This window comes from Bdellovibrio bacteriovorus (genome assembly GCF_001592745.1).
GTDB lineage: Bacteria > Bdellovibrionota > Bdellovibrionia > Bdellovibrionales > Bdellovibrionaceae > Bdellovibrio > Bdellovibrio bacteriovorus_B.
This window is the reverse complement of sequence record NZ_LUKD01000006.1, coordinates 171,016-182,188: the sequence shown is the minus strand read 5'-3', so window position 1 is coordinate 182,188 and position 11,173 is coordinate 171,016. Positions and strand designations below refer to the sequence as shown.

11 protein-coding genes are annotated in these 11,173 nt (G+C 46.3%); 7 read left to right on the top strand and 4 right to left on the bottom strand.

The window, feature by feature from the left end; all coding sequences use genetic code 11:
• Positions 1-25 precede the first annotated feature (25 nt).
• The 3 genes from AZI87_RS13920 (at position 26) to AZI87_RS13910 (ending at position 4,997) form a co-directional block, all read left to right on the top strand.
• Complete coding sequence (locus AZI87_RS13920) at positions 26-487, top strand: baeRF12 domain-containing protein (RefSeq protein WP_063208471.1); 462 nt, start codon at positions 26-28, stop codon at positions 485-487.
• A 118-nt stretch (positions 488-605) separates the two neighbouring features.
• The gene (locus AZI87_RS13915) at positions 606-1,880 is read left to right on the top strand and encodes a TolC family protein (protein WP_063208366.1); all 1,275 of its coding nucleotides are present in this window, start codon (positions 606-608) and stop codon (positions 1,878-1,880) included.
• Positions 1,881-1,883: 3 nt separating this feature from the next.
• Positions 1,884-4,997 carry an efflux RND transporter permease subunit gene (locus AZI87_RS13910; protein WP_063208364.1) on the top strand — a complete coding sequence of 1,038 codons (3,114 nt, stop codon included), beginning with the start codon at positions 1,884-1,886 and terminating at the stop codon, positions 4,995-4,997.
• A 104-nt stretch (positions 4,998-5,101) separates the two neighbouring features.
• Here the strand turns inward: AZI87_RS13910 and AZI87_RS18165 are convergent, their stop codons facing one another.
• Positions 5,102-5,323, bottom strand: coding sequence for a hypothetical protein (locus AZI87_RS18165; RefSeq protein ID WP_155722575.1), 222 nt, complete (start codon positions 5,321-5,323; stop codon positions 5,102-5,104).
• A 120-nt stretch (positions 5,324-5,443) separates the two neighbouring features.
• On the opposite strand from AZI87_RS18165, the gene AZI87_RS13905 reads away from it, so the two are divergent.
• A complete protein-coding gene (locus AZI87_RS13905) occupies positions 5,444-5,983 on the top strand; it encodes a DUF4142 domain-containing protein (protein WP_063208362.1) in 540 nt (179 codons plus the stop codon).
• Between the two features lie 47 nt (positions 5,984-6,030).
• Here AZI87_RS13905 and AZI87_RS18375 read toward each other — a convergent pair whose 3' ends face one another.
• On the bottom strand, positions 6,031-6,165 hold the full coding sequence (locus AZI87_RS18375; protein ID WP_301335619.1) for a hypothetical protein: 135 nt from the start codon (positions 6,163-6,165) through the stop codon (positions 6,031-6,033).
• Between the two features lie 104 nt (positions 6,166-6,269).
• The gene (locus AZI87_RS13900) at positions 6,270-6,908 is read right to left on the bottom strand and encodes a carbonic anhydrase (RefSeq protein WP_063208360.1); all 639 of its coding nucleotides are present in this window, start codon (positions 6,906-6,908) and stop codon (positions 6,270-6,272) included.
• Between the two features lie 126 nt (positions 6,909-7,034).
• On the opposite strand from AZI87_RS13900, the gene AZI87_RS13895 reads away from it, so the two are divergent.
• The 3 genes from AZI87_RS13895 to AZI87_RS13885 are packed head-to-tail and all read left to right on the top strand — an operon-like array spanning position 7,035 to position 10,140.
• On the top strand, positions 7,035-8,096 hold the full coding sequence (locus AZI87_RS13895) for an acyltransferase family protein (protein WP_063208358.1): 1,062 nt from the start codon (positions 7,035-7,037) through the stop codon (positions 8,094-8,096).
• On the top strand, positions 8,075-9,115 hold the full coding sequence (locus AZI87_RS13890; protein ID WP_063208356.1) for a serine hydrolase: 1,041 nt from the start codon (positions 8,075-8,077) through the stop codon (positions 9,113-9,115). Before AZI87_RS13895 ends, AZI87_RS13890 begins: the two co-directional genes overlap by 22 nt.
• Positions 9,112-10,140, top strand: a complete 1,029-nt coding sequence (locus AZI87_RS13885) for a serine hydrolase (protein WP_063208354.1) — start codon at positions 9,112-9,114, stop codon at positions 10,138-10,140. Before AZI87_RS13890 ends, AZI87_RS13885 begins: the two co-directional genes overlap by 4 nt.
• On the opposite strand, the gene AZI87_RS13880 is transcribed toward AZI87_RS13885, so the two are convergent.
• Entirely contained in the window at positions 10,141-11,163 is a 1,023-nt protein-coding gene (locus tag AZI87_RS13880; protein WP_063208352.1) for an aldo/keto reductase, read from the bottom strand.
• Between the last annotated feature and the right edge of the window lie 10 nt (positions 11,164-11,173).

Below are 11,173 nucleotides of genomic sequence, written 5' to 3'. Positions count from 1 at the left end.
CAAACTTACAGCAGAGAGGATGAACATGAAAACTTGGATTTGTGTCGTCAACCGTTCTGAAGCTAAGATTTTTGAACATGGAAACAACCGCTCCGCAGATGTGCAATTCGTCACAAAACTGTCGAATCCTCGAGGCCGATTAAAAGCGCAGGATATCAACGCTGATAAGCCTGGAAGCTTTGTTTCTGGCTTTACCACTCACGGAATGGGGCGTGAGAAGATTGATTCTCCGACGGAACACGTCGCCCAAGAGTTTGCCAAACAGGTTTCGCAATTCTTGTACGATTCTTGCCAGCAGCACTTGTTTGAAGAACTCGTACTTATTGCCGAGCCCCAGTGCCTCGGTCGCTTACGAGGACTATTAAGTAAGGAAGTACGGCAATGCATTGTTCAAGAGATTCCCAAAGATCTTGTGACCGCTGCGACCACGACGGACTTAAAAGAGCGCCTGTGGCCGATGTCTGATTTACGCTCTGCAACTATCTAATTAGCTGACTAAGCGGCCGATGATCTCGTCGTCGACCGCTTATCCGCTCCGCGTGCCGCAGTGAGGCCATAAAAAATCTTTGTTTTGAAAAATTCCAGCTCTAAGTAAGAATGGGGCCATGTCAAAACATGCACTTCTATCGTTGATAATTCCTTTTTTAACAATAAGCCCTGCATTTTCAGCCACACTTCAAGAAGCTTATCAGTCAGCTTTACAGAAGAACGAAACTGTTGGCTTGCAAAACGCAAAAGTCACGCAAGCGAAAGAACGTGTTTCGCAATTGCGCGGCGGTTTGTACCCACAAATCTCGGCCAAAGCGACTTACTTCATGCAACCGGAAGCCAAAGATCCTTTAGCCCAAGAGATCTTTCCGGACCGACAAACAACGGTGGCGCTTTCTGCGAATCAAGTTTTGTTTCGCGGCCTGCGCGAGTTTGCTGGGATTCGCCAGCAAAAAGATCTTTTAGAGTCCCAGGAAGAGGCCCGCAATCAGGCCCTTTTGCAGCTTTATCAAGATGTGGCAAATTCTTATCTGAACATTCTAACGCTTGAGCAGGATTTAAAAAACCTGGAAGTGCAAATCAAGCTCTATGACGAACGTGTGTCTGAGTTGAGCGGACGTGTACGTCGTGGTGAATCCAACTCTTCAGAGGTTTTGACGGCACAATCCAGCCAGGCTGGCTTGAAAGCGGAATCGCAAATCGTCAGTGGAAACCTAAAAATGGCCCGCGAACTGTTCGCGTTTATCACCGGCCTTCCAGCGAATGAGACTTTAACGGACCCTGCGCTGACGAAGAATAAGAGCATCAATTCTTTGGATTATTATTTGAAACGGATTGAAGAACGCTATGACGTGAAGTCGGCGCGCGAATTGTATACTGCCGCCGAGGAAGAAGTGAAAATCGCTAAAGGTGGACACTGGCCTTCTTTGGATGTTGCCGGGAATTATTACCTGAAGCGTCCTGAAGGATTCAGTGAAGACTTAAAGTGGGACGTGCAGTTTACGTTGACCTTGCCGATTTTTGAAGGGGGCACGACTCAAGCCAAAGTGCGCGAGGCCGCCTCTCGAAGAATTGAAGCGGATTTAACTTTAACCCGTTTGCGTCGCCAAGCGGATCAGGAGATTCGCGCCTACTATGAAAATTATCAATCGCGTTTAAATCAGGTGGCGGCTTTAGAAAAAGCCACCAGCCTGTCCGAGAAGAACTACCAAGTTCTTCAGCGTGATTATCGTCGCGGCCTGTCCCGTAACGTCGATGTGCAAATCGCGTTGACGGATTTCCGCGTGGCTTCGCGCGCTTTAGACCAAGCGCGCTTTGCGGCTCAATCTGAACTTGTACGTTTGCAAATTGCCGCGGCTGAAATGATAGCGCCGGCAGTGAAGGAAGACTAGACAATGACTTTATCCGATTTATCAATCCGTAAGCCCGTATTTGCTTGGATGTTGATGTTTGGCTTGATCGTATTCGGGGCGATCAGCTTTATGCGCATGGGGGTCAGTGAACTTCCAGATGTGGACTTCCCAGTCATCTCTCTTTCAGTTCGATACGAAGGGGCGGCACCAGAAGTGATGGAAGCCGATGTGATCGATCCGATCGAAGATGCCTTGATCAGTATTCAAGGAGTGAAAAATATCACGTCGATTGCTCGAAACAGTACGGCCGACGTCACTATTGAGTTTGATCTTGAGGTCAATATTGATGTGGCCTTCCAGGACGTACAGGCGAAGATGGCGCAAATCCAAGGCGCCCTTCCTCAGGATATGGATCCTCCGACCGTGATGAAAATCAATCCGGAAGATTTCCCGATCATGTGGCTGTCGGTTTCGAGTAACCAAATGCCTTTGCAGGATATGATGGTTTACGTGAACGACCAGATTCGCGATCGCTTAACCACAGTTCCTGGAGTCGGAAATCTGTGGATGCCTGGTTATTTAGAGCCGAACCTGCGCGTGTGGGTGCGTAATGAAGATTTGCATAAATATGCCCTTTCTGTTTCCGATGTCGTCACGACCTTACGTAACGAACATGCAGAACCACCGGCGGGTCGAGCAGAGTATAATAAGACGGAATACAGTCTGCGCACCTTGGGTGAAGCGAAAAAGCTAGATCAATTCCATAATATTCTAGTGAATTCTCGCGGCGGGGGACCCAACTACAGTCCGATTCCTTTAGAGCGCGTCGCTGACTTTAAAGAAGGCACCGTCGACGTTGTCCAGTTTGCACGTGCCAATGGAAAGTTTGCCGTCGGTCTTGGCGTAGTTAAACAACGTGGATCAAATGCGGTGTCGGTCGCTCACGCGGTGAAAGATCGTATCGTCGAGATTCAAAAGACTTTGCCTGAGGGCATGCAAATTGTCGTGAACTATGATGGAACGAAGTTCGTTGAAGAGTCCGTTCACGAATTGGTTCTGACTTTGATTTTGGCCGCAATTTTAACTTCTTTAGTGTGTTGGCTATTCTTAGGATCTTGGTCTTCGACGTTCAACGTCTTGTTGGCGATTCCGACTTCCGTTTTAGGAAGTTTTATCATTCTTTATTTTGCGGGCTTTACGCTGAACATCTTCACGTTGATGGGACTTAGTTTGGCGATCGGTATCGTTGTCGACGACGCGATCATGGTCTTAGAAAACATCATCCGTCACTTAGAGATGGGAAAAAAGAAAAAGGATGCGGCGCTTGTCGGAGCTAGGGAAATCACATTTGCGGCGATGGCGGCCTCTGTGTCTTTAGTGGCGATCTTTTTACCAATTGCCTTCATGGAAGGTCTGATCGGTCGCTTCTTATTCCAGTTCGGTGTCACGATGAGTGCGGCGGTGATGATTTCACTTCTGGAAGCTCTGACGTTGACTCCGATGCGTGCGTCGCAGTTTGTTGAGTCGGGTGAAAGAACAACTAAAATTGGCAGAACTTTCGAAGCGGGTTATCAACGCCTGCATGATCTTTACACCCGCTCATTGAAGGTCTCTTTGAATCACCGTTGGAAGGTGATCTTCGCCTCTTTGATCTTCTTTGTTCTAAGTTTTGGCTCTGTGGCTTTCCTCAAAGGGGAGTTCCAGCCCGCCCAAGATCAAAGCTCTTTGATGATTCAAATCAGCAATCCGCCGAAGTCGGCGATCTCTTTTACAGATGAAAAAGTAAAGATCATCGAGGACTTCCTTCATAAAAGAAATGAAGTGAAATCGACATTCGTTGCGGCGGGTGGTTTTACGGGTGGTGAAGCGAATAACGCGATCATTTTCGTGGACCTAAAGCCTAAAGGCGAGCGTGGGAAGGATCCAGAAAAAGGAAAAGAGCTTTCACAGCAGCAGTTCATCGAAGTGGTGCGTGAATACCTTAATAAAACCATTCCAGAGGCAAAGCCTCAGGTGCAGGATCCATCGACACAAGGATTCGGTGGGGGCGGTGGTAAGGGCTTCCCCGTTGAATTCAGTATTCAAGGGCCGAACTGGAATGAGTTGGGTAAGTACTCAGAAACCATCGTTGAGGAGCTTAAGAATAAGAAAATCATGACCGACGTAAGTTCGGACTATCAAGCCGGTGCTCCAGAAATCCAAGTCATCCCGAATCGCAAAAAGGCTTCCGACCGTGGCGTGAGTGTTATCGCTATCGGTGAAGTCCTCAATGCGATGATGGGTGGGGTTGTTGTGGGCAGCTACGAAAAAGGGGGCCACCGCTATGATATTCGCGTGAAGATGGCAGAAAACGGACAAGCACCTCACGAACGCATTCGTCAGTTGAAGGTCCGCAACAACCGTGGCGAGCTTGTGCCCATTGCGGATGTTGTTGATATCAAAGAAGCGTCGGTGGCTTCGACGATTTCTCGTAAGAATCGTCAACGTTCGATCATCATTTACGGAAATATGGGACCGGGGCTCAGTCAGCAGCAGGCTTCCGATCAAGCGATGGCGGCGGCTCGAAAAATTCTGCCGCAAGAATATAAAGTCATAATCAGCGGGTCGGCTGAAGAGTTCCAGCAAAGCTTTATCAGCTTGATCTTTGCTTTGATCATGGGATTTGTTGTCGCCTACATGGTACTTGCGTCGCAGTTCAATAGCTTTATTGATCCGATCACAGTCTTTATGGCGTTGCCGTTCAGCTTCTCGGGTGCTTTCCTAGCGCTCTTGATCGGCGGTCAGTCGCTCAATATCTTTAGTATGATTGGTTTGATTTTGCTCATGGGTATCGTGAAAAAGAACTCGATCTTGCTCGTGGACTTTACGAATCAACGTCGCGACACCGAACATGTTTCGGTTCATCAGGCTTTGATCGAAGCCTGTCCGACACGTCTGCGTCCTATCTTGATGACTTCATTTGCGACCATTGCCGGTGCGGTGCCAGCAGCACTCAGTCTTGGACCGGGAGCGGAAGCTCGTCAACCGATGGCCATCGCGGTGATCGGGGGCGTTTTTGTTTCGACGTTCCTGACTCTTTATGTGGTGCCTTGTGTGTACAGTCTTTTTGCACGCTGGGACCGTCGTGAAAAACATCGCGATGAAGTCGAAGCATAAGCCTTAGTAGATGCAAAAAGTCAGAAGGGCTCTTGAGAAATCAAGAGCCTTTTTATTTTGCCCCAGGTCGAGTGGACATTTCGCCCCGTCAAATCACCGACGCCTCAGTGATATTCGTCAGGATTTTTGGGAGTCTTGCTCCATGCCGGAGGATCACTGGCCGGAAATGACTCCATCGAACTTTCGTTGACCTCGTCATATTCGTCCTCATCGCGAAATGCTTCTCTTCGTTTGCTCAAAGTCGCTTTTTTAGCCATCGTCATCGAGGCTGCGGCCCCCAAACAAACACCCAATGATAGTATGAATAGTCCTTTTAGTGTGCTCATGCTTTGAATCGATGCAAGATTCGGCCCACCGTTAATTAACACGTTACTTTTTTGTCAATTGAGCTTCTTTAACGAAACCTTGAGCATGGGACCACTAACAAAAACCAACAAGGAGAACTCATGAATACAAAACAATGTGTATCGGCTTTATTGCTAGCGACTTCATTCACTTTCGCAACAGCGCATGCGGCGACTTATACCGACGGTGAGATCATGGAAATCATGAAAGTGGCAAATGAAGCGGAAATCGATGCGGGCGATGTGGCTGAAGATAAAGCGAAGAATTCCGAAGTGAAAGACTTTGCTAAGCATATGATGGATGAGCATAAGAAAAATAAAAAAGAAGGAAAGTCCGTCTCTAAAGACTCTAAGATTAAAATGAAATCCAGCGCAAAAAGTAAAGAGATGGAAAAAGACGCGAAGAATAAGTTGAGCGGTCTTAAAAAAATGAAGGATGAAAACTTCGATAAGACTTACATCACTCAACAAATCGAAATGCATCAAACTCTTTTGACAGAGTTGGATTCAAGTTTGATTCCTTCAGCGCAAGATCCAAAGTTGAAAACTTTCTTGGAAGAGACAAAAACGCACGTGCAAGAGCACTTGACGAAAGCTCAAGAGATTCAGCAAAAAATGGCCCCCACAAATCAGACTATGTAATGGGAATAAAAGAAGGTCCGTCCTTGAAAAGGGACGGATTCTTTGTTCTAGCTTTTGAAGAAGCTATAGTATGCGGCGACCGCCAGAATAATTCCGATAATAAATAGCCAAACAGAGTGAGCCAGAAAAAACTTAAAGGGTGCAGGAACATCTTTTCGGTTCTTATCTTTTTCTTCAGGCATGCGTCCTCCGATGCCGTCAGTATCTCGCGAGGAAGAGGCCTTGTAAATTTGTAGGTTCGCAAATGAAAAAGGCTCTTTGCAGAGCCTTTGTTACAATCCAGATTTTAATAAGGAATCGGGGTGAAGGATTCCGTTTTTTCGTTGAACTCTAAGAGCTCACCTTTTTCGATATCGAAGTAAATCCCTAACAGTGTCAAACCACGTGTTTCAATGGCCTCCGCCACGAAGGGGAAGGATTTGAGATTCTCTAGCGATGTGCGAATACTTTCGTGCTCGCACAGTCTCCACAAAGGAACGGAGTCATCGGAAGAAGCCAAGGCAATAGCACGCTTTTTCGCCGGCTCCGCAATCTTCACCCATTGGTGAAGGAAGCCACCCGCTATGATGTTTTCCGGATTTAAAAGGGCGCGAATGCCGCCGCACTGACTATGCCCAAGAATGATCACCGTTTCTACGCGCAAATTGACGACTGCAAACTCAATCGCCGCACTCACACCGTGACGACCGCCATCGGGATCACAAGGAGGAACAAGATTCGCGACGTTACGAACCACAAAAAGTTCGCCTGGTCCTGCCGATGAAAGAATCGCAGGATCCACGCGTGAGTCCGAACATCCGATGATCAACGTCTTAGGATTTTGGACATTTTGCAGTTTGCTGTAAACAGAGTCTTCCCCTGCATAGAATTTTTCTTTGAATTGTCGAAAACCAGTAAGAAGGCGGGCAATTTCTTTTTTCAACATGTTGGTTTTATACGATAGATAGAATCTTGCCTCAAGCTCCACCCTCGGTCCATTGCGTCACAGCTAAGTGGTTGTTTCTGCTGGAAAACAGCTACTTCTGAGGACAATGAGTAGCGAAAATATCCTGTGGAAAGAATCAGAGCCATTGATTTAGCACGAGGAATTGCGGTCGTTCTTATGATCCTAAGTCATGGGATTAAAGGGCTTGTTCCATTCGAAGAGTTCCCCTCATGGGGGCTCGTTCCAATTCATCTTTTAACGAAAGGAGCTTCCACGTGTTTTTTTCTGGTTTTCGGAATCACTTTGGCAGTGGCATTTGTTCCGGCCGTGGATCGCGAAGACTGGCCCCAAAAAAGAAAGAGGTTGTTCTTTCGCGGGCTGAAAATTCTTTTTTGGTATAAGGTTCTATGTATCGTCGAAATGTTTTCTTTGTATGAACGTCAGGAAATCCTCGACGTTCTTTTGTATCGCGCCTTCGCCGTTTATTCAGAAATTCTGGGGTTCTATGGGATCGCTTTATTATGGATTCCGTTCTTCCTTCCGTTGTGGAAAAAGCTGCGGTGGTGGGGGCAGTTGATCTGTATAGGCTTTACAACGTACACCGCGATTTATCTTTTCAACAATTTTGATTTCGGCAGTGTGGGACTTAAAGCCATTCTGGTTGAGCACGAGGATTTTTACACCTGGGGACAGCTGACACGTTTACCGATTGTGATGGTCGGACTGATGTTAGGTGAAATGACTCGAAAATGTTATGAAAGCATCAAAAGAAGAATGATACTCGCGGCTTCAGTTTTTGCGGGAGGCCTTCTTCTGGCGGTCGCTTTCGTCTTGCATGCGCCAGAAAATCTGCAAGAAACTTTGATTTCGTTAGCTATGAACGAAGGCAAACATCCTCCCGACGCTTCATTTATGTTATTCAGCATGGCGTTGGCATTTTTCATAGTGTCTCTCAGTTTAGCGGGAGGAAATCTTCTGGCTTTGGTCTTGAAACCCGTGACCATCATCGGGTCTGATGCGTTGGGCGCCTTCGTCTTTCACATCTTTGTGATCTTCGTTTTCTATAGGTATTTATTCGATTATTGGCATAAAATAACCTATCAACACGCTTTGAATCTCACCTTGTTATTAATTTTACTAACGGCCATTTGGATAAGGGTAAAAAATTGGATTTCAAAAGAATCTTAAGAGCCATAACCTTTGCTTTGACTGTGACATTGGTGAAAGCGCCGGCATGGGCGAGTTCGAAGACCTTTGAAGAAAGTTTGAAAGAGCTTGAGGCAAAACAACCAATTCAATTGGGCGTCTTTGTCAAAAATCTAAGCACCGGAGAAATTCTTTCCTATCGTGGTGATGACTTGTGGTATGTGGCTTCAGGAGTGAAGCTTCCAATTGTATTGGAAAATCTTCGTCAGGTGGATCAGAAGAAGTACACTTTGGATTCGCAGATTGAACTTCGCAAAGAGGACTTCGTGGATGGCGCGGGTTACACGAACTCAAAAAAAGCCGGAAGCAAACTCTCCGTAAAATTTCTAATGGAGCAAGCCATTATATATAGCGATAATACCGCGAGTGATCTTTTGATTCGCCAGGCCGGATTAGAGTCTGTGAACAGCTGTGTTCAGGATTTAGTTCCTGGCGGATTCACCGCGATCACCACATTAGCCGATGTTCGCCGCCGTCTTTATTCCGAAGTGCATCCGTCGTCAGAAAAACTTCAAGGGCCGGATTTTATTTTGCTAAAGCGTTCACAAGGGGATGAAGTGAAATTTCGTCGTCTGTCACAAATGCTAGGTGTGGATACGAAAGAGTTTAAATGTAAAACCTTGGACGAGGCTTACGACAATTACTATTCTAAGAAACTCAATTCCGCGACCTTGAAAGCCTATGCTGAACTTCTAGAGAAAGTGGCTGAAGGAAAAATATTGGGGGATTCCACACAGAAGTTTCTGATCGATACGATGACGAAAGTGCAAACCGGTCAACGTCGCATCAAAGCAGGACTTCCCAAGAAATATTCCTTTGCTCATAAAACGGGGACACAGCATTCGCGTATTTGTGATTTCGGCATCGCCTGGGATAAAAAATCCGAACTGAAAACAGGGATTGTGATCGCCGCTTGTGTCAAAGACTTTGAATCCTTGGACATGGCGGAGTCCGCTTTAAGAAGTGTCGGCACGGTTTTACATAAGGCGGGCATTCTATGAAATTCGCCGTCGTTTTTCTGACATGGCTATTGGCCTTTCCTGCGGTGGCTCAGAAAAATTGGACGGCTTCTTGTTTGACGAATATGTCGCAGCTTGATGACTCCTTTCCGGGAGATCTCGGGATTTTCGTAAAATCTTTGAAGGACGGATCTATCTGCGAATTTCAAGCTGATAAAAGATGGTATCTGGCTTCGACCATCAAGATCCCGGTGGCGATTGCTCTGCTTAAAGAAGTGGAAAAGGGACACATAGATCTGCAAAAAAAACTGACGTTAAAGCAAAGTGATTACGTCGACGGCGCTGGAGACTTACTTTGGCAGGATCCCGGAAAAAGTTTTACCGTGCAACATCTGCTAAGAAATATGCTGGAACAATCCGACAGTACGGCGACTGACATGTTGATCAAATTGATGGGAATAGAGACTCTCAATAAGACCACCCATGAATTAGCGCCGGACTTTGCTCCTTTAACCACCATTCTGCAAGTGCGTTATGATGCCTATTCAGAAATTCATCCCAAAGCGCGCACACTGTCCAACATAGATTTTATTGAGCTGAAGAAATTTCCCGTTTCAAAACGCTATGAAGCTTTCGTTAAACGGATTCAAGTTCCTACTAGTGAATTAAAAGCGACCAGTATCGAAGAGGCTTTTGAAAAATATTATGCGCGTGGATTGAATTCGACAAGCTTACGAAGTTTCGGGTCGTTGTTAGAAAAGCTTTCCCAAGGACAAATTCTTAATAAAAAGCACACAGAGCTTGTTTTAACTTACATGCAAAAAATGAAAACGGGCGAAAATCGACTGAAAGCCGGCCTTCCGAACGACATCCTTTTTGCACAAAAGACGGGGACTCAGGTCGCTCGCATGTGCAATGTGGGAATTGTCACTTCCAAAAAGAATGCGCAACAAAAGACAGTGATCGTGGCTTGTGCGGAAAAGTATCTTGATCAGGCGGGGGCAGAAAAAGCCTTAAAGAAAATGGCAGACGCCCTCACTGAGGAGGGCGCCTTTAAGAACTTCTAACTAGATTGGTGAAGGAATAAGCTCTCTGTCACCATGCTGATGCCAGTACGGATAAATAGGTTTTACGGCACTGACTTTATCAAGTTTTGCTACGTGCTCTGCTGACAACTTCCAACCCAAAGCTCCGAAATTGTGCTTGAGTTGTTCTTCGTTGCGCGCACCAATCACAATGCTTGTCACAGAAGGGCGATTCATCACCCAGTTTAGCGCCACTTGGGGAATCGTCTTACCGGTTTCTTTGGAAATTTCATCCAAAGCATCGACGATATTGTGTAAAGCATCTGATTTCGCAGACACCACAAAATCAATTTGTGAGGAACGGCTTCCTGCGGGAGGAGGCTGATTGCGACGGAATTTTCCTGAGAGAGCGCCTCCAGCTAGTGGACTCCAAACAAATGTCGACACTTTTTGATCTAATGCAAGTGGCATCAATTCCCATTCAAATTCACGGCCGGCTAAAGAGTAGTAGGCTTGGTGAGCTACATATTTGCTCCATCCATAGCGTTCTGAAACCGTCAGTGATTTCATTAAATGCCAGCCTGAAAAATTGGAGGCCCCAATATAGCGAATTTTACCCGCAGTGATCAGATCATCCAGCGCGCGCAGAGTTTCCTCCACGGGAGTATTCGCATCAAATCCATGCATAGTATAAAGATCGATATAATCCGTTTTCAAACGGCGAAGGCTGTCTTCGCATTCCTTCATGATGTTCCAACGAGTCGATCCTGATTTGTTGGGACCTTCTCCCATCCTGAAAGTTGACTTTGTTGAAAGCAAAACTTGATGGCGCTTACCTTCAATGGCGGCACCCAAAATTTCTTCGGACATGCCTTGAGAATAAACATTGGCGGTATCAAAAAGGTTCAAGCCATTGTCTAAGCAAACTCCGATCAGCCGTTGGGCTTCTTTGAGGTCCGTACTTCCCCACGCTTTAAAAAACTCATTGCCGCCGCCGAAAGTCGCTGTTCCAAAGCTCATCACAGGTACGTCAAGACCACTGCCTAATAATTTTCTGTATTCCATAGCATCTCCT